This is a genomic window from Mycobacterium sp. NPDC050441 (assembly GCF_040655355.1).
Lineage (GTDB): Bacteria > Actinomycetota > Actinomycetes > Mycobacteriales > Mycobacteriaceae > Mycobacterium.
Genome location: NZ_JBFAJS010000008.1, coordinates 192,166 through 209,467, shown reverse-complemented (window position 1 = coordinate 209,467; position 17,302 = coordinate 192,166). Strand labels below are relative to the sequence as shown.

Genomic DNA, 17,302 nt, shown 5'->3' with positions numbered 1-17,302 from the left:
CGACATGACCACTATTTCGCCCCTACCCGCCCGGCACGACGACGCTGCCGGACTGGATTCGCTGCTCGACACACTGGCCGGCGTCGCAATCAGGGGAGAGGTCCCCGGGCCCGAACTGCTGGCACGGGCGGTCCGGATGCGGCCCGCGCTGGCCGCGCTGGCGTCCGAGCCGAATGACGGTGAGCCCTACTCCCGGACGATCCTGCGGGTCGACGACGACGTCGAGATCATGCTGGCCCGGTGGCGCCCGGGCCACCGCTGCGCACCGCACGACCACGGCGGGGCAGGCGGTTTCGTGATCGTCCTGGAGGGGCGGTTCGAGGAGCGGCGGTTCGGCTGGGACGGTCCACAGTTGACCGTCACCAGCAGTGCCGAACACCTCGCCGGTGCGGTCACGAGCATCACCAGCGACGTCATCCACGACATGGCCGGCCTGGACGGTGGATTGACCCTGCATTTCTACAGTCCACCGGCAACCAGCATGCGGGTGTTCGATCTGGACCGGTCCGAGATGCTGGAGTTGATCGGCAACTACGGTGCCTGGATCCCGCAAGGACAGCACCCGCGCATCCCGTTCGCCCAGGTAGCACCGGAAAGGACTGCGGCGCCGGTGATCTGGGTGGCTCACACCACGCACTACCGGGGCGGATCGGACGAGTTCGCGGTGGCTGCCGCGACGATGGCGCGTGAGCTGGCCGCCGCCCATCCCGATGCCGAGGTCATCGCGTCGGGCCTGCATCACAAGGCGGACTTCGTCGCCGAGCTCACCGGCTTGGCCGAGGCCGGCCGCGTGATCGACCAGTTGCACCTCATCAGTCATTCCGGAATGTACGGCCCGATGTTCGGATCGACCGCCTGGCCCGAGCAGTTCTCACCGCACGAATGGCGTTCGATGACCATCCCTTTCACCGCCACCGGGCACGCCTACTTTCATGCCTGCCGCACCGCGCGCTGGTTCGCACCGTTCTTCGCGAACGTCTTCGGTGTGCCCGCTTTCGGTAACCGCAACTACACGACGGTGTCGGCGCGCAAGGACCGGTTCTCCTGGGCGGGGCGGCGCCCGGTGTCCCGCCCCGACCTCTACCTGATCGACACGCCGGGCCGGAAGTCGCACGGGCCGTTGGGCACCGCGCGCAAGTACCTGGGTGCCGCAGCGCACCCGCCGGTTCGCAGCCTGCCCAACCCCGCCGGGTCTGACGGCTCCTACGATCCGGTGGCCGAGCTGTACGACCGTGCCTACGCCGACATCAGGGTGCGCGGCGCCGAATGGCGGTGGGTGCACGAACGGGCCGCCCGCACCAGGGCCGATCTCGGTCGGGGGCTGCGGGTACTCGAAATCGGCTGCGGCACCGGTGCATTGTTGCGCGCATTGGACGACGACGGCGTGCTCGATTACGGCGTCGGCGTGGACATCTCCTCGGGCATGCTCGCCCAGGCGCGCCGCCGGGGCCGCCATCACCCGCGGCTGCGGTTCGCCGCGGTCGCCGGTCCGGAACTCGACATCCCTGACGACCATGTCGATGTGGTGATCTGCTTTCTGTCGTTCCGCTACCTGGATTGGGATCCGGTGATGGCCGAGATCCGCCGGGTACTGGCGCCCGGCGGCAGGCTGTGGGTGGTCGACATGGTGGAGCACCCGGTACGGCTGCGCGAACTCCCGGTGCTCGCCCGCTCGGTATCTGAGCACCTGCGCACCCGTCGCGCCCGGCCCCGGTTCGCCGCCGATCTGACCGCGTTGACCAGTCATCCCTCTTGGCGGGAGATGCTGCGGCACAACCCGATCCGTGCCGAACACGAGTACCGCTGGTACTTCGCCAGCCGGTTCCCCGGGACGCGGCCGCGGCTGCTGACCGCGACGCTGTCACAGCGCGTGGTGGCTTTCGACTCCGGACCGCTGGCCAAGGGGCTGACAGCCCCGCTCACCTACCCATGACGCCGGCGCCGTGCCTCGGCATCCTCGACTGGGGGATCGGGGGCATCGGGTTGGTGCGCGAGCTGGACCGGTGCGCGCCCGGATTGCCGGTGCTGTACTGGTCGGATGCCGGCGCCACGCCCTACGGCCGGATGCGCAGCGAGGACTTGGCTGCCCGGCTCTCCGCGGTGATCGCCGAGCTCGCCAACCGGGGCGCCACCGAGGTGGTGCTGGCCTGCAATGCGGCAAGCACGGTCGTCCCGCGGCTGGCCCACGCTCCGGTTCCGGTGGAAGGCATCATCGATCACGGCCTGGCGTCCGTCCCCGACGAGATCCACGGGTACGTCGGTGTCGTCGGCGGGCGGCGCACCATCGCCAGCGGCTGCTACCGGCGGGGGCTGGCCCGTCCCGGCCGGGAGGTGCTGTCACGGGTGGCGCAACCGTTGTCGGCACACATCGAGGCCGGCAGCACCGGCTCACCGGGGTTCGTCGCCGACCTGCACCGAATTGTCGCCCCGCTCAAGCGGGCACAGGCCCTGGTGCTGGCCTGCACCCACTATCCGGCCGTGAGCGACTGGTTCGCCGACGCGCTGCCGGACGCCGCACTGATCGACCCGGCCCAGCGGCTGGCCACCGTCGTCGCCGCACGCCACCCCGCTGCCCGAACCGGCCGCGTCGCCGAAAGAACCTATCTGACCAGCGGCGATACCGAGGCCATGCGGCGCAGCGCGGCGATCGCCTGGGGCGTGGAACTCACCGCCGAACCGGCCGCCACCGCCGACGAACGCAGCGCAAGATTCCATTGAGAATTCCGCAAGACGGCGCCCGCATGCTCAATGCCATGAGCACAAACCGGCGTCACCTCATCCCGTTACTCACCGCGGCAGCGGCCATCATCGCCCTCCCCGCAACCGCACACGCCTGCCCGCCGCCACCCAAGTTCGTCACCCCGTCGGGCAACATCTGGTGTCTGGTGCCGACCGGCTTCGACGGCACCAACGGTGTCGTATGCGAGATCCGGGACCACACCTACACCGCGCCGGCCAAGCCGGCGGACTGCCACCTGGACTGGGGCGACCGCGTCAGCTTGAAGCCCGGCAGCGCACCCGAGGTGCACTGCCACGGCGACACCATCTTCGACCCCGGAATGCCCACGTTGGCGTACGGTCAGACGCGTTCGGCCGGCCCGGTCAAGTGTGAGTCGCAGCCCGCTGGTGTGACGTGCACCGACACCAACTCCGGACACTTCTTCCGGATGTCGCGCGAATCTCTCGAACTCGGTTAGGGGATCCCGTGAAGATCGCGATCGTCGCCACCCTGAGCTCCGCCACGATCCTGCTTGCCGCCCCGGGTGTCGCCGACGCCGAATCGGCGTGCACCGCCCTGGGCGGCACCGTGGACGCGGACGGCGTCTGCACGAGTCATACCGTGACACCCCGCTACAAGCTCGACATCAGCTTTCCGGTCGACTATCCCGACCAGCAGGCGGTGACGGAATTCGTCGACGGCACCCGCACCGACTGGAACCATGCCGCCGACGCCTACCCGGTGCGCGAATTCTCGTATCTGCTGACCATTGCGGGCAGCGCCTACCATTCCGGCCCGCCGCAGGCCGGCACCCGCAGCCTGGTGTTCGCGCTGAACTCTGACTTCGGTGCGCATCCGGTGACCAGCTTTCACGCACTGAACTACGACCTCGGCAAGGGAGCTCCGATCACCCTGGCGACGCTGTTCAAACCCGGCACCGACCCGGTGCGGCTGTTGGCGCCGATCGTCAAGCGCGAGTTGGACAGACGCGGGCTCGGGGGTGACGCGTCAGTCGACGACCTGAACGCACAGGACTTCGAGCAGTTCGCGATCTCCGACGAGGCACTGACATTCTTCTTCGCCCAGGGACTCGTCGGGCCTCAGGTCGACGGACCCCAGCGGATCACAGTGTCACGCAGCGAACTCGCCTCGGTACTGGCCTGATCGGGCAGGGCAATCCGCATCGGTCAGTAGTCCGCCGAACCGGGCGCAGGGCGGGTGCGTTTGCGCCCGCGTCCACCGAACACCCCGTCGGGTAGATCCCGGGCCCGCAGCTGTGAACTGCGCGCCAGCTCCGTCGCGGCTCGGACCCGTGAGGCGACCGACTGCGACGAGCGTGCGTCGAGCACCAGGTGTTCGGGTGCCTCGAATATCGAGATCGACAGGTCGCCCGGTGCGATGGTCGCGAGCGCCCCGATGGGTACGCGAATCGCGGTCTCCCAGCTTGTTTCGCGCACGACCCGGTGTCCGCGGAAATCGTCGGCCGAATCCGCCGGGTCGGCAATGCCGATGCTGAGCCCGGGATCGACCAGCGGCTGTAGCGCGATCACGCGATCGCCGGCGCGCACCTCGAGAAACGTCGAGCCGCGCACCTCAGCCTCATCCGGGGCAGGGGCCTCGACGACGGCGCTGTCCAGCACGGTGATTCGGCCGCGGCGGACCTGCAGGCGCAGGCGGACACTGCGGTCCTGGTCGCCTGGTTCGGGTTCCGGTGCCACCTGGGGACCCCATTTCCTCTTCGCGGTGCTGCCACGGCCGTGGAGCGCCTCCGACGCTGCCACCGAGGGCTTGGGACGGCCAGTCTGCTCCCGGCGCAGCGCCGACAGTGTGCCGCCGTCCTTGGCCTGACCGCGGGCGAACCCGTCGGTGGTCGTGCCCAACGGCCGTCGCCGGCGCAGGTTCTTCGACGGCCGTTCAATCGAATCAGTCATCTTCGTCTCCATCACCAGTTTCTGCCGTACCGGTAGTTGTGCACCCATTTGTTGTAAATACAGTTCAGCCGTAGCGGCTGGACGCCGCGGAAAGTGCCCAGCCAGTCACGGTTGTGCACCAGCACGCGGTCTGGACCGCGCAGGACAATCGGACCGGGCAGTATCCGGCGCCCCTCGCCCACCGGCGGACGTAGCCGCTCATAGGTGGGTACCCGGTTGAAGATGTTCGATGCGCCCAAGCGCCACTCGCCGATCCAGTCCTCGCGAAAGTCTGCCGACAGGTTGGCGCCGCTGGAGATCATCCGCCCGGCGTAGGTGTGCGACCAGTCGACCATGTTCCAGGCGAACAGCCCGACCTTCCCGCTGCCGGTGAGATCGGCGGCCAGGAACTGGTCACCCTGACGCATCCCGCCCCAGCCGGGGACGTCGCCGTCGAACATCCTGCTGCGGGTGAAATCGCTTCCCGTGGAACGGAACATCGCGAGGTACGGGTTCGCCCAGTCGCTGCCGTTGAAGAGGAAAAGGTCGTCCTTACCGTCACCGTTGAAGTCGCCGACGATGAATCTGTCGTGCTCGGCGAAACCGCCCCAGCCTGGAATATCGTTCTCCCACAACCGGATGCAGCTGAACGCTCCGCGCCTCATCCGGAACAGGCCGAGGTACTTGCTGCTCCAGTCCTTCGAGTTCCAGATCAGCAGGTCGTCGTGGTTGGTGCCCCCGAAATCGCCGACGAAGATCTGGTCGTGGCGGGCCAGCCCGCCCCATCCTGGGATGTCGCCGTCGTAGCGGCGGCTCTGGGTGAATCCGGTACCGGTCGACATCAACGTCGCCACATAGGGCATCGACCAGTCGTCGAAGTTGTAGATCAGCAGGTCGACCTTTCCGTCACCGTTGAAGTCACCGGCGATCAGCCGATCGTTGCGCGCGAACCCACCCCACCCGGGGATGTCCCCGTCGTAGCGGGCCAGCACGCGCATCGTGCCGTCGGTGTTCACCTTGATCAGTGCCAGATACGGGAAAACCCAGTCGGTGGAGTTGAATACGACCAGTTCGTCGCGGCCGTCGCCGTCGAAGTCGGCCGCGAGGTAGGAATCGCCAGGTCGGATGGCCCAGATACCGGGAACCGCTGCGGCGGTGGTCTTCTTGTGTTCCCACCGGTTGCCGTCGGCTTGGTACACGGTCAACGCGCGGTTCTCCGGGACGATGAATTCCGAACCGACAACGGAGGTGAACCGCCCCGGCACCGCCTTGCGGAAGTCGTGGTCGGCGGCGACGCGATAGCGCTTCTTGAGCTCCGTGTAGCAGACCGGGCAGAAGTCCGGGACGTTGCTGTTCATGCGGCACTTGATCACCGGACGGTAGATCCCGGTCTCGAACGTGTGGCCGCCCTCGAACAGTCCGGCGTCGGAGGCGTCGTCCCACCCGGCGGGCTTGGTGCCGACGGTCCAACCCGCGGCCGCTCCGACACCGGTGGGAACCGGCGTCGAGGGATTGACGAAGTTGTTCCATTTGAGTTTGGAGCGCTTCGTTTCGAGCGTGACGTTCACCCTCCCCGGATCGGAATCGGTGAACGCCCCTTTGCCGTTGGCGCTGTACTCGTCGGCCAAATTGCCGAAGCCGTGCCCGAATTCGTGGGCGATCGTCGACCAACCCTCCTTCAGCGTGACCTTGAGGGTGGTACCGGTGCGCAGTCCGCCCGGCTTTTTCGAGTTGACGATGATCAGGGTGAAGTCCGCCCCCGGGGCCCACTTGTTGATCGCGTTGCTGATCCGGGTACTGGTACCGGTCCCGTCCTCGAACCAGTTGTGCCACCAGGCGCCGTTGGCGATGATGTTCAGCGCGGTGTCGAAGATGCTGTCCGTGGACGTGTCATCGGAGATGTCGGTCGGCGTCCCCGCATCGTTCCACGTGCGCTCGCTCGCACCCGAGTGCTTCGATTCGAGGTTGACGCGCCGGATGTTCCACGCGGCGGCGTCCTCGTTGTAGTAGCTGGCCGCCCCGAAGACCTGTTTCATCACGACGTCACGTACGAAGTCGTTGTAGATCGTCTGGTCGGCGCCCGCCGCGAAACCGTCGCCGAGAATTGCCAGCGTCTTCTTGAAACTGAACAGCCCTGTCCCCACGTCCTGCAGGACGGTCACGCTGTCTGCCATCTCGGCCCCCACTCATCAGGTGAGGTTCCAACGATGCGCCGTGGTGGGTGGAAGTGAACGCGTAGTGCGCTACTCGACTATCGCTCAACGGCCCCGCCGGGGTGCTCAACGGCCTGCAGACCACCTGTGACCTGTTCACCGGGGGCAAATGCACCGTGTAGCCCCGCGCAACGGACATAGGGTTCAACCATGATCGAAGCCCTGCCCGAAACTGCTCTGGAATTGCGGTCGTTGGTGACACCGGACGGCACGCTTGAGTTGTCGCTGCACGAGGTCGCGGTACCGGCCCCGGGCGCCGACGAAGTCGTGGTCCGGGTCGAGGCGTCGCCGATCAACCCGTCGGATCTGGGTCTGCTGATTCCCAGCGTCGCTGACATGTCGGCGGCGACAGTCGCGGGCACCCCGGAACGTCCCGTCGTCACCGCACCGCTGAAGCCGGGCTCGCTGGCGGGGCTCGCGGCGCGCATCGGGGAATCGCTTCCCGTGGGCAACGAAGGCGCGGGCACCGTGGTGGCCGCGGGAACGTCGCCGGCCGCACAGGCCCTGCTCGGCAAGACGGTGGGGATCGCCGGCGGCGCGATGTACGCGCAGTACCGGGTGGTCAACGCCGCGGCGTGTCTGGTCCTGCCCGAGAGCGCGTCGGCGAGGCAGGGCGCATCGTCGTTCGTCAATCCACTCACGGCGCTGGGAATGCTGGAAACCATGCGCCGCGAAGGACATTCGGCTCTGGTGCACACGGCCGCGGCGTCGAATCTGGGCCAGATGCTCGTCAAGGCCTGCCTCGCCGACGGGGTGCCGCTGGTCAACATCGTCCGCAAGGCCGAGCAGGAAGACATCCTGCGCGGCCTGGGTGCGGTCCACGTCTGCAACTCGGCGTCCCCGTCGTTCGAGACGGACCTCGTGGAGGCGCTCAAGGCGACGTCGGCGACGCTCGCGTTCGACGCCACCGGCGGAGGCACGCTGGCGAGCCAGATCCTCAACGGCATGGAGCAGGCCGCCAACGCGACGGCGGCGCAGTACTCCCGATATGGGTCGGCCGTCCACAAGCAGGTGTACATCTACGGCAGCCTCGACACCGGCCCCACCGTGCTCACCAGAAACTTCGGGATGGCCTGGGGTGTGGGCGGATGGCTGCTCACCCCGTTTCTCGCCGGTGCCGGGGCGGAGACCATCGCCAGACTTCGCGCGCGAGTGGCAGCGGAACTCACCACGACGTTCGCCAGTAACTACACCCAAGAGGTGTCACTGGCCGATATGCTCACGCCCGCCGTGTTTCACAGCTACCTCAAGAAGGCGACCGGTGAGAAATACCTGGTGACCCCGCAGGCTGGTCCCTAGCCGACCTGTTCGTCGAGCCAATCGAACATGACCTGATTGGTCCGGGACGCGGCACCCATGTGGCAATGCTCGCCGGCGCCGTCGGCCTCATAGAGTGTCACCAGGGTGGTCTTCGCGTTGACCATCGCCTCGGCCGCCCGCGCCGGCTCACCCTTGAAAAACTGGTCGTTCTCGGCGTCGAGCACCAAGGCCGGGGTGGTGATGCGGTCGGCCACGTCGGCGATCGTGTATGTCTTGAAAGCTCGCGCCAGATCGGCAGCCGAGTCGACTCCCAAGGCCCACAGTCCGTTTCGGATCGCCCAGCGGGTCTGGGTGTTCACCGCCATCAGCAGTCCGAGCACTGCGTTGGCGGCCTCGTCGTTGCCATCGTCGATCCAGCCGGTGAGGAATGGAGGCATCATGTTGGCCATCGCCGCATAGAAGTCGTAGACGCCGTCGTTGAGGATCATTGCGGCGGGCCGGTTCTCGAAGGCCGCCGCGCGGGCCACCAGATAGCCGCCCAGGCTGTAGCCGAATACGGTGATCGCCGCGGACGTGATTTCGGGGCGGGTGAGCGCGAAGTCCACCACCGGGGTCAGCACTGCCTCCCAGTCGGGCCGAAAGGTCAGGCCCTGCTCCCGTAACGCGGCGCCTTGGCCGGGTCCGTCGAACGCCAGCACGTTGTACCCACGCGCCAGCGCTGCGGCCGCGAGCGCGACGTAGGACTCTTCGAGCGTCGAGTCGTATCCACCGTTGAAGATGACAGTCGGCCGGGGGAGGCCGGAGTCATCGACCGAGTAGAGATAGCCGGGCAGGGTGGTGTCCTGGTACGGGATGGCGATGTGCTGGAAACCGAAGTCGAACAACGCCATTGCCTCCAGGAAGGTCTCGCGCGATCGGTTGAACAGTTCCTTGGGCTCAGGGTCGTGGGAAGGATCGTCGCGGAGATAGAACTCGGCGGTGCGGTAGTAGTTCGACGCCCGCAGCAGTGCCTCGCGCGCGCTGACCGGGTGACCGGCGGCCAGCGATTGACGGCCCAGCTCCTCGACCCGTTGTGCCGTTGCCTTCCATTCGCGATTCCAGGCGGCCTCATCGCCGTCCGGTATCGCGCGGGCGGTGACCAGGATTTCGCCCAGATCGGCACCGCCGGCGTTGGCGTAGCCGGCCGCGCGGAGGGTCTCGAACGAGAATGACTCGTCGTCGAACAGGAATTTCATGGTTCCTCCTTAACGAAACGGAACTGCATCGTCTCGATTAGAGTAGGTCCCGATGAAACGGAACGCAACCGTTCCGTCTCGTACAATCGGCCCGTGGCCACAGCAGCGCGCCGGACATCGGGCGGTCCCGTCCTCCTCGATGACGTGACCGCCGCGATCGAGTCCGCATTCTTCGAGGAGTTGGCCGCCGTCGGGTACGGCAGGCTCTCCGTCGACGCCGTGGCCAAGCGCGCCGGGGTGGGCAAGGCCGCCATCTACCGCCGGTGGAAATCGAAGCAGGACCTGGCCGCGGACCTGGTGACCAAGGTGGCCGTCGCGGCGATCGATGTCCCCGACACCGGAACGCTCCGCGGCGACGTCAGGGCATACCTGCACAATGGCCGCGAGGCGCTCACGCATCGGCTGGCCCGCACCATAATCCCGGACCTACTGGCCGAGGCCGCTCGTGATCCCGAATACGCCGCGACGATAGCTGACCAGATCCGACAACCGCGACGTCTCAAGGCGGCCCAGTTGTTCGAACGCGCGAGGCAGCGTGGCGAGATCGCTGACGACGTCGACCTCGAAGTCGCGCTCGACACGCTCGGGGGAGCGCTCTACTGGCGTCAGTCAGTCATGCAACTCGGTGCCGACGACGCCTACCTGGATCGGCTCACCGACGCCGTTCTCGTGCTCGTCGCCGCCGATACCTGAGCACGATCCCAGGGTCTGGAGGCACAATCAGCGCAAGCTCTGAGTCCATTCACCTTTGACAGGATGGTCCACCTTCGTGCCCACCACGTCCCCGGCCGCAGATCAATCACGCGGCACTGCCCACGCTCTGCGACCGGCGATCGTCATCGGTGCGCTCGGTGTCGTGTTCGGCGACATCGGCACCAGCCCGATCTACACCGTGCAGACGGTGTTCAATCCGGCCGATCCACACCCGGTGCCGCTGAACGATGCCAACGTCTACGGAGTCGTCTCGTTGATCTTCTGGTCGGTGATGCTGATCGTCACCCTGACCTACGTCACTCTGGTGATGCGGGCCGACAACCACGGTGAGGGCGGCATCATGGCGTTGATCACGCTGCTGCGCCGCGGTACCGGCACCCGTGGCCGACGCACCACAATGCTCCTGGCCGCGCTCGGATTGTTCGGGGCGGCACTATTCTTCGGTGACTCGATGATCACCCCGGCGATTTCGGTGCTGTCGGCCATCGAGGGACTGAAGGTCGTCGAACCCGGGCTCGAAGCGTGGGTGGTACCGATCACCGCGGTGATCATCGTCGGGTTGTTTCTCGTCCAACGCCAAGGGACCGCCGTCGTCGGCCGGTTCTTCGGACCGGTGATGATCGCGTGGTTCAGCGCGATCGGCGCGTGCGGTGTCGCCGGTATCGTCACCAACCCCGGAATTCTGGCCGCGCTTTCCCCTTCGTACGCAATTACGTTCCTGACGGGGCACTTTCACATCGCCTTCTTCGCGCTCGCCGCGATCGTGCTCTCGGTGACGGGCGCGGAGGCGCTCTATGCCGACATGGGCCATTTCGGGCGGCGCGCCATCACCATCGGATGGCTGGGTCTGGTGCTGCCGGCCTGCACGTTGAACTACTTCGGACAGGGCGCTTTGATCCTGGCCGACGAGACGAAGTCGAGCGCACCGTTCTTCCTCCTCACACCGGAATGGGCGCAGATCTCGATGGTGGTGTTGGCGACAGCGGCGACCGTCATCGCTTCGCAGGCGGTGATCACAGGCGCATTCTCGGTGGTCTCGCAGGCGGTGCAACTCGGATACCTGCCGCGCTTGCGTATTACCCACACCTCGGCGTCGACGATCGGCCAGATCTATGTGCCGTGGATCAACTGGTTGCTCATGTTGTCAGTGCTCACCCTGGTGTTCGCATTCGAAACGTCAGCGGCGCTCGCCTACGCATTCGGCATGGCCGTCGTCGGCACCATCACCATCACCACGGTGCTGTTCTTGTACCTGGCCCGGCAGCAATGGCGTTGGCCGCTATGGGTGTTGGTGCTCGGCGGCGGGGCCTTGATAACGGTCGACCTCTTGTTCTTCGCCGCCAACCTCACGAAACTCGTGCACGGAGCGTGGTTGCCGCTCGTCATCGCCGTCGCCGCCTTCATCGTCATGACCACGTGGCAGCGCGGCCGGGCATTGGTCACTGCTTCCCGCCGTGAGATCGAGGGCCTCCTGCGCCCGTTTGTCAGCGACATCGCCCAACAGCGGCCGACGTTGACTCGGATACCCGGGACGGCAGTGTTCCTCAATCGCGGCGACGACACGGTGCCGCTGGCCATGCGCGCCAATGTCGAGCACAACCACGTCGTGCACGAGCATGTCCTGATCGCGTCGGTCGAGACCGAACCCGTTCCGCGCGTGTCTGATGAGAACCGCGTATCGGTTGACGACCTGGGCTACCGCGACGACGGCATCCTGCACGTCACGATTCACGCCGGCTACATGGAGCGGCCGGATGTCCCGGCCGCGTTGAAGCTGGTACCCGCCGAGGAAACCGAAGGCGGCATCGACCTCGAGAATGCGTCGTACTTCCTGTCGCATCTGGACCTGGTCCCGGGGCCGGAACGCAACATGGTCCCCTGGCGCAAAAGGCTTTTCATCGCAACCTCCCTTGTGACGGCCGACGCGGCGGGTTACTTCAACCTGCCTCCCGAGCGGACAGTCATCATCGGTTCGCGTTTGGAGGTGTAGCGGGGCCGCCCCGTCGCGGGACCAGCGCCAGCAGCGCGATGTGCCCGGGAGGTGAGATGTCCGGAGGGTAGCCGGCTCTCAAGAACGTGACTACGTTTTGCATACGAACCGAGTAGCTCATCTTCGAATCCTCATGACATCCATTGACACCCAACACCGATCGGTGAATATCCGCTTGGGCGTGCGGCGGGCAGTCGCCCGATTGGCAACGTAACGCCACACCGCCACTGGCTGCACCTGCGCCAACCGAATACTTACGAATCGTTGACGGGTCAAGGGGCGCTTCCATGCTTTCGCGCCTCTTATCGTGGGAGACATGCGAGATGGGTTTCACCGACAGCTGGATCTCCTCACCTCCGACATTGCCTCGCTGTGTCACGCCGCGGGAATCGCAATGAGCCATGCCACCGAAGCGCTTCTGTGCGCGCATATTTCGGCGGTGGAGGAAGTCGTCGACGATCATCAACGCATCTCCGCAAAGGTCGCGGACGTCGAAGCCATCGCCTACCGTCTGCTGGCTCTGCAGTCTCCCGTCGCGTCGGACCTGCGCGCCGTCGTCGCCAGCATGCAGCACGCCAACGATGCCCATCGAATGGGAGCGCTGGCGTTGCACGTTGCCGAGGCCGCCCGCCGGCGGCACCCTCAACGCGCCGTCCCTCATGGCATCAGCATCGTGTTTGCGGACATGGCTGCGATCGCGGTCCAGATCGGCAGTGCCGCAAGAGATGTCGTACTGTTCGGCGATCCCGTCCGGGCTGATCAGCTCCGTCGCGACGACGACCGGATAGATGCGTTGCACCGCAAGCTGTTCGGCATTGTGATGGAGCCGCAGTGGTGCCACGGGATGGCGGCCGCGATCGACGTGACGTTATTGAGCCGCTATTACGAGCGTTTTGCCGACCATGCCGTTGACATCGGGGTGCGCGCAGCCTTTCAGCGCACCGGTCGCCCCGTGTCGCGATCCACGGTTGCGGTCGGATGTTGAGGATCGCGGACGGACGGCCCTGGCAGTCGCTGGCCAAGTGCCGAGATCATGCCACCGAGGTGTTCTTCCCGGACCGCGCCGGACGTACCGGTCTGCGACAGCGGGAAGAGGTGGCCAAACGGATCTGCCGCGAGTGCCCGGTGCTGTCTGTCTGCCGGGAACACGCGCTGCGACTGCCAGAGGATCACGGCGTGTGGGGTGCGATGACGGCCGCCGAACGCAAGAGAGCGAGCGGTCGGCCAGGCCGTGATCCCGTACCCAAGCCCACCTACCAGACGCGGACGTAGTCCACGAGCATGTCGGCCGGGTAGGTGCCGCCGCTGGGGTCTTCTCCACCGGATCCTGCGACCGCGAGGTTCAACACCACGAACATCGTGTAGCCCGGTTGGCTGAACGGCCAATCAGGCAGCTGGCTCGCCGAGACCTCGAAGTAGGGCTTTGCGCCTTCGGTGTAGTCCTGCCAGAAACGCGCACCGTTGGCATCCCACTGGGTGCGCCACGTGTGCCAGCCGCTGTCGACGGCGATGTTGTGGGTCTCCCATTCGCCGCCGTTCGACTTGGCGTGCACGGTGGTGGCCGACGGCCATTTGCCATTGCCGTACCACTCGACGATGTCGAGTTCACCCTCGCCGAGGGTGCCCAGCCAGAAGGCCGGCCAGGCGCCCGGGGTCAGGCAGTTGAACTTGATCTTGGCTTCCCAGGTGTGCCCGGCACCGCCCTCCCACACGCTCGCCAGCTTGGCGCCGTAGTAGGCGTCGCCTTCCTTCGAGGCCCGGATGACGAGATTTCCCTTGCCGTCGAGGAAGGCGTTCTTGCGGTCATCGCGGTACTGGCCGATGCGGCCGGGCTGCTCCCAGTAGGTGGGGTCCTTGATGGTCTCGCGGGCCTTCGCGATGGTCCACTTCGATGCGTTCGGCGCCGAGCCGGCGGACCCGTCGAATTCGTCGGCGAACACGTAGTTCACCGTGGCCTGTGGCGCCGACGGCGCGGGAACAGGCGGTGTCAGGGGCTTGGTCGGGAGGGCCTGGGCTTGCGGGGCGGGTATCGCTGCCGCCATCACGCCCAGACCTGACAACATCATCATTTTTCGGCGATCCAAGTTGGCCATGGTGGACCACCCTAGCGCTGCTGCGTGCGCGAGTCCGGATCGAACGGTTTTGCCAGCCGGCAGTTCGGTTCAGAACAATTCCATAGGAAACGCTTCATCCCTGCTCAGGCAGCGCGGGGACAGTGGGTTCTATGACGCTGATCGATTCTTTGCGCCCGGCCATCCGGGGGCGCGGTGCGCTGACCGCCGGGCTGGTGCTCGCCGGAGCGTTGGTCGCCCTCCTGTTCAGCGTCGCCACCAGCGGGGAATGGGCGACGGTGTTGGTCTCGCTGGCGGGCTTCGCGACGGCCATCACGATGATCGCGGCTGTGGTGATCAGCTGGGAACACGTCGTTGTCAGCGCCCGCAGCGCCGGGTTGGTCGAATCCGAGGTCGAATCCCGCTAACTCCTGACCTTCGGCCGGCCCGTCCCGGTGGGTGGCGGCCCCGGGTTGCCAGCTAAGCCGAGTGCTTGGTAGCGCCGGTGCTTCGGTCCGCCGCGATGTCAATCTCGCTGTGTCCAAGGCATGTTCGTGTGAGATGCTCTGCCCGTCAATTTTTTGGGTTCGGGTCGGGGCCAATTTCAGGGAGTGCGATCGTGAGACTTGTCATGGGCATTATTCCGGCGATGATTCTGGCCGGAACGGCCGTCGGTTTGGCGAGCCCGGCCGCCGCCGAAGAACTCACCGGCAGCTATCGCTACGACCACGACGGCCCGTCCACCTGGAGCACCTGGACCGTGACGTCATGTGGTGAGGGATGCGCCGACGTGGCGGCCACCGGTGGCGCGACGTGGGCCCCGTACGGCGGTCGGGCCCACCTCGACGGCGGGACCTGGACGATGGTGAGCCCGTGGCCCGACGCCGGAACCTGTGAGGGCGCCCCGCTCCCTGCCTCACGCACGCTGTCCTGGGACGCCGACACGCTGACCGGCACCGGGTTCGCCACCTGGGAGGCGAGCGACTGCGGTCCGGCCGAACGCAGCGACCGGTTCGCCTTCACTTTGACGAAGCTGTCCTAGTCGCCGCCAGTGAAACGTTGAGATTGCGCGTACGGTCGTGATTCCTCATGGATCACAGCCCTGCGCGCAATCTCATTGCATCTGCCGCGCGCTCAACCTTGCCGGGGGCGAGCTATCGGGCGCCGAAGAACTCCCGCGCGAACTGTCGCTGCCCGGCCATGCTCCAGTTGTCGTGATCCTCGCCGTAACCGGTGACGCCATTCCAGGACCACTCGGTGAGACAGTTCCATGTCCACAGGTTTGGGTTGATCGCGAACCCCAGCCGATTGAGCGTGGAGCCGACCGCCTCGATGGTGCGTCCGTGCTCATCGGTTGCCGTGATCCGCACGCGCGTCGGTGCGCCGGTTCCGTCATCACGATCCAGCACGTCACGGCGCCCCTGTGCCAGCTTGCCCCACTTCCCGTCGGCGATGATGTAGCCGTGGATGGCGTACGCAGTGCCGTCCCCGAAGTCCATGGTGATCGCGTGGAACCCCTGGCCGTCACCGGCATTCGCATAGCTGTACCCGCCGCGCTTACTCGGTGTGGCATGGATGCCCTGGCCGTGTTGTGTACGGCTACCCCAGGACCGGTCCCGAAACCCAAAGGCGTCCACTGGAATTCGTTCGCCACGAAGGACGATCTCGCCGCGGTACCGGCCCGGCTGGTCAAGGTGACTGTCACCGAGTAGATGGGGCTTGGCGACGGCGGTGAAGGTCAGGTCGACGTGGATCTCGTCGCCATCGTCGGGATCGTCGTAGCCGATGCGGTACTGCATCCCCGGTTCGATCACCTCGTACCGCGCGCCGTTGCCGAGCCTAAGGTCGGACAATGGCTCCTCGGGTAGGGGCAGATGCCAGAAGTTCTTGGCATACAGGCAATTCCAGATCTGGTCGCCGGTCTCGTCCCAGAAGTACGCCCCCGCCGAGGCCACGCCCAATGTCGGCTTGAAGAACGGGTACAGCTGCCCGGACAGTTTGCGTTCCGGCACGGTGAACGTGAACCAGCACGTCTCGGTCCACTGGGGATCTCCCGCGTCGACCGGGGGATGGAACTCGTCGTTGCTGTCCGCATACGGTCCGATGATCACGCGTGGCCCCGATCGTCCAGAATTGCCGCGATCAGTTCGGTCGCTGGATTGTCGCGCCAGATCAAGTGGTCGCTCGGGACCATCCCGGTTTTCTCCCAGTTGTTCATCACGACCACGACGGTGGTGGCGAACCGGTAGGCCGCGAACAGCTCGTACCAATGCAGATCAGCAAGTGGCCTCGTGGCCAGACGCTCGTATTCGGCCACCTGCTCGGCGCGCGTCGGCTCGCCGCGCAGCCGCGCCACGCCGGAGCCCTCGTGCATCCAGCGGTCCGCCATCAACCACCAGCCGAGGTCGAGTTCGCGCTCGCCGACCGCGACGCCCTCGAAGTCGGTCAGACAGCGCGGCGTTCCGGATTCGGCGTCCCAGATGACATTGCCCAACCGGGCGTCCCCCCACAGCAGGACGGCGTTGTCGGCCGGGGCGGGCGGGAGCTCCGATCGCAGCCGGTCGTCGACCAGTCGGAGTATCTCGGCATCTCGGCCGCGTAACGCGTTGCGCAGATGGGCATCCCACAACTCGAACTGACGAGCGGCGCCGAGCGGTCGAGCGCCGGCATCGAGATCTGTCAGCCCGCGGTCACGCCAGGGCACGGTGTGCACGCGGGCCAGTGCGGCGAGGCCGGATTGAAGCATCGTGTGACGGAAGCCGGGTTCGGCGTCCACATAGAAGCCCTCGATCGTGCACGGGGGCATCTCCTTCGGGACGACGCCTTCGACGAAGTCCATCACCACAAACGGCGCCCCCAGGACGTTGGAGTCGAGCTCGACACCCACGATCGGGGCGACGGGAACGCGGTCGCCGATTGCCGCCATGACACGGGATTGCAACTCCACCCCGGTGCCGAGGCCAGGCGCCTGTTCGGGATACGGCTGCTCGCTGTGCGAATCGACGCGCAGCACGTGGGTGGTGGTGCGACCGTCGACGGTCGCGGTGAAGATCAGGTTGTCAGCCGAGAATCCACTGCCCGGTTTGCCGGCAGCGGCCAGTTCGACCGGGGCGCCCCACCGGGCGGCGAGCCACTCTCGCACCGCATCCAGTCGGGCGTCTTCGTCGGAGTGCACACCGGAACTGTACAGATTTGAGAACCTGTCTACTA

The 17,302-nt window shown here is 66.3% G+C and carries 17 protein-coding genes; 11 read left to right on the top strand and 6 right to left on the bottom strand.

From position 1 onward, the window contains the following. The first annotated feature begins 4 nt into the window (after window positions 1–4). From AB0I14_RS24235 to AB0I14_RS24220, 4 genes are read left to right on the top strand one after another with little or no spacing between them, the layout of a single operon-like run. Window positions 5–1,933 carry a methyltransferase domain-containing protein gene (locus AB0I14_RS24235; RefSeq protein ID WP_358026977.1) on the top strand — a complete coding sequence of 643 codons (1,929 nt, stop codon included), beginning with the start codon at window positions 5–7 and terminating at the stop codon, window positions 1,931–1,933. Next, on the top strand, window positions 1,930–2,718 hold the full coding sequence (locus AB0I14_RS24230; RefSeq protein WP_358026974.1) for an aspartate/glutamate racemase family protein: 789 nt from the start codon (window positions 1,930–1,932) through the stop codon (window positions 2,716–2,718). Before AB0I14_RS24235 ends, AB0I14_RS24230 begins: the two co-directional genes overlap by 4 nt. A 35-nt stretch (window positions 2,719–2,753) precedes the next feature. Then, complete coding sequence (locus AB0I14_RS24225; RefSeq protein ID WP_358026971.1) at window positions 2,754–3,197, top strand: DUF6636 domain-containing protein; 444 nt, start codon at window positions 2,754–2,756, stop codon at window positions 3,195–3,197. Between the two features lie 8 nt (window positions 3,198–3,205). Continuing rightward, entirely contained in the window at window positions 3,206–3,883 is a 678-nt protein-coding gene (locus AB0I14_RS24220; protein ID WP_358026968.1) for an esterase, read from the top strand. Between the two features lie 23 nt (window positions 3,884–3,906). On the opposite strand, the gene AB0I14_RS24215 is transcribed toward AB0I14_RS24220, so the two are convergent. Continuing rightward, window positions 3,907–4,650: a hypothetical protein gene (locus AB0I14_RS24215; RefSeq protein ID WP_358026965.1), complete on the bottom strand. Its 744-nt coding sequence runs from the start codon at window positions 4,648–4,650 to the stop codon at window positions 3,907–3,909. Between the two features lie 11 nt (window positions 4,651–4,661). After that, window positions 4,662–6,803 carry a M64 family metallopeptidase gene (locus tag AB0I14_RS24210; RefSeq protein ID WP_358026962.1) on the bottom strand — a complete coding sequence of 714 codons (2,142 nt, stop codon included), beginning with the start codon at window positions 6,801–6,803 and terminating at the stop codon, window positions 4,662–4,664. Between the two features lie 189 nt (window positions 6,804–6,992). Here AB0I14_RS24210 and AB0I14_RS24205 point away from each other — a divergent pair, with 189 nt between their 5' ends. After that, window positions 6,993–8,141 (top strand): zinc-binding dehydrogenase, encoded by a 1,149-nt coding sequence (locus tag AB0I14_RS24205; RefSeq protein ID WP_358026959.1) that lies wholly within the window; start codon window positions 6,993–6,995, stop codon window positions 8,139–8,141. Here the strand turns inward: AB0I14_RS24205 and AB0I14_RS24200 are convergent. Further along, window positions 8,138–9,337, bottom strand: a complete 1,200-nt coding sequence (locus AB0I14_RS24200) for an alpha/beta fold hydrolase (protein ID WP_358026956.1) — start codon at window positions 9,335–9,337, stop codon at window positions 8,138–8,140. The genes AB0I14_RS24205 and AB0I14_RS24200 overlap by 4 nt on opposite strands. Before the next feature lie 93 nt (window positions 9,338–9,430). On the opposite strand from AB0I14_RS24200, the gene AB0I14_RS24195 reads away from it, so the two are divergent. The 4 genes from AB0I14_RS24195 to AB0I14_RS24180 all read left to right on the top strand — a co-directional run bounded on the left by AB0I14_RS24195 (window position 9,431) and on the right by AB0I14_RS24180 (window position 13,313). After that, entirely contained in the window at window positions 9,431–10,030 is a 600-nt protein-coding gene (locus AB0I14_RS24195) for a TetR/AcrR family transcriptional regulator (RefSeq protein WP_358026953.1), read from the top strand. A gap of 76 nt (window positions 10,031–10,106) precedes the next feature. Beyond that, window positions 10,107–12,041, top strand: coding sequence for a potassium transporter Kup (locus AB0I14_RS24190; RefSeq protein ID WP_358026950.1), 1,935 nt, complete (start codon window positions 10,107–10,109; stop codon window positions 12,039–12,041). Window positions 12,042–12,357: 316 nt separating this feature from the next. Continuing rightward, window positions 12,358–13,026, top strand: a complete 669-nt coding sequence (gene phoU / locus AB0I14_RS24185; RefSeq protein WP_358026947.1) for a phosphate signaling complex protein PhoU — start codon at window positions 12,358–12,360, stop codon at window positions 13,024–13,026. Beyond that, window positions 13,020–13,313 carry a WhiB family transcriptional regulator gene (locus AB0I14_RS24180; RefSeq protein ID WP_358026945.1) on the top strand — a complete coding sequence of 98 codons (294 nt, stop codon included), beginning with the start codon at window positions 13,020–13,022 and terminating at the stop codon, window positions 13,311–13,313. Before phoU ends, AB0I14_RS24180 begins: the two co-directional genes overlap by 7 nt. Here AB0I14_RS24180 and AB0I14_RS24175 read toward each other — a convergent pair. Then, window positions 13,295–14,134 (bottom strand): glycoside hydrolase family 16 protein, encoded by an 840-nt coding sequence (locus AB0I14_RS24175; protein ID WP_358026942.1) that lies wholly within the window; start codon window positions 14,132–14,134, stop codon window positions 13,295–13,297. The genes AB0I14_RS24180 and AB0I14_RS24175 overlap by 19 nt on opposite strands. Before the next feature lie 131 nt (window positions 14,135–14,265). On the opposite strand from AB0I14_RS24175, the gene AB0I14_RS24170 reads away from it, so the two are divergent. Together AB0I14_RS24170 and AB0I14_RS24165 are read left to right on the top strand one after the other, a co-directional pair. After that, on the top strand, window positions 14,266–14,520 hold the full coding sequence (locus AB0I14_RS24170; RefSeq protein ID WP_358026939.1) for a hypothetical protein: 255 nt from the start codon (window positions 14,266–14,268) through the stop codon (window positions 14,518–14,520). Window positions 14,521–14,711: 191 nt separating this feature from the next. Beyond that, window positions 14,712–15,134: a hypothetical protein gene (locus AB0I14_RS24165; RefSeq protein WP_358026936.1), complete on the top strand. Its 423-nt coding sequence runs from the start codon at window positions 14,712–14,714 to the stop codon at window positions 15,132–15,134. A 112-nt stretch (window positions 15,135–15,246) separates the two neighbouring features. Here AB0I14_RS24165 and AB0I14_RS24160 read toward each other — a convergent pair whose 3' ends face one another. Next, window positions 15,247–16,203: a hypothetical protein gene (locus AB0I14_RS24160; RefSeq protein WP_358026934.1), complete on the bottom strand. Its 957-nt coding sequence runs from the start codon at window positions 16,201–16,203 to the stop codon at window positions 15,247–15,249. After that, window positions 16,200–17,267, bottom strand: a complete 1,068-nt coding sequence (locus tag AB0I14_RS24155) for a phosphotransferase family protein (RefSeq protein WP_358026931.1) — start codon at window positions 17,265–17,267, stop codon at window positions 16,200–16,202. The genes AB0I14_RS24160 and AB0I14_RS24155 overlap by 4 nt, the downstream gene beginning before the upstream one ends. Window positions 17,268–17,302 lie beyond the last annotated feature (35 nt).

What these genes read in the sequence shown, in the direction of transcription:
- AB0I14_RS24225 (WP_358026971.1), top strand. Translation starts at nt 2,754, where the DNA reads ATGAGCACAAACCGGCGTCACCTCATCCCGTTACTCACCGCGGCAGCG.
- AB0I14_RS24175 (WP_358026942.1), bottom strand. Translation starts at nt 14,134, where the DNA reads ATGGCCAACTTGGATCGCCGAAAAATGATGATGTTGTCAGGTCTGGGC.
- AB0I14_RS24210 (WP_358026962.1), bottom strand. Translation starts at nt 6,803, where the DNA reads ATGGCAGACAGCGTGACCGTCCTGCAGGACGTGGGGACAGGGCTGTTC.
- AB0I14_RS24235 (WP_358026977.1), top strand. Translation starts at nt 5, where the DNA reads ATGACCACTATTTCGCCCCTACCCGCCCGGCACGACGACGCTGCCGGA.
- AB0I14_RS24215 (WP_358026965.1), bottom strand. Translation starts at nt 4,650, where the DNA reads ATGACTGATTCGATTGAACGGCCGTCGAAGAACCTGCGCCGGCGACGG.
- AB0I14_RS24205 (WP_358026959.1), top strand. Translation starts at nt 6,993, where the DNA reads ATGATCGAAGCCCTGCCCGAAACTGCTCTGGAATTGCGGTCGTTGGTG.
- phoU (WP_358026947.1), top strand. Translation starts at nt 12,358, where the DNA reads ATGCGAGATGGGTTTCACCGACAGCTGGATCTCCTCACCTCCGACATT.
- AB0I14_RS24170 (WP_358026939.1), top strand. Translation starts at nt 14,266, where the DNA reads ATGACGCTGATCGATTCTTTGCGCCCGGCCATCCGGGGGCGCGGTGCG.
- AB0I14_RS24230 (WP_358026974.1), top strand. Translation starts at nt 1,930, where the DNA reads ATGACGCCGGCGCCGTGCCTCGGCATCCTCGACTGGGGGATCGGGGGC.
- AB0I14_RS24200 (WP_358026956.1), bottom strand. Translation starts at nt 9,337, where the DNA reads ATGAAATTCCTGTTCGACGACGAGTCATTCTCGTTCGAGACCCTCCGC.
- AB0I14_RS24180 (WP_358026945.1), top strand. Translation starts at nt 13,020, where the DNA reads ATGTTGAGGATCGCGGACGGACGGCCCTGGCAGTCGCTGGCCAAGTGC.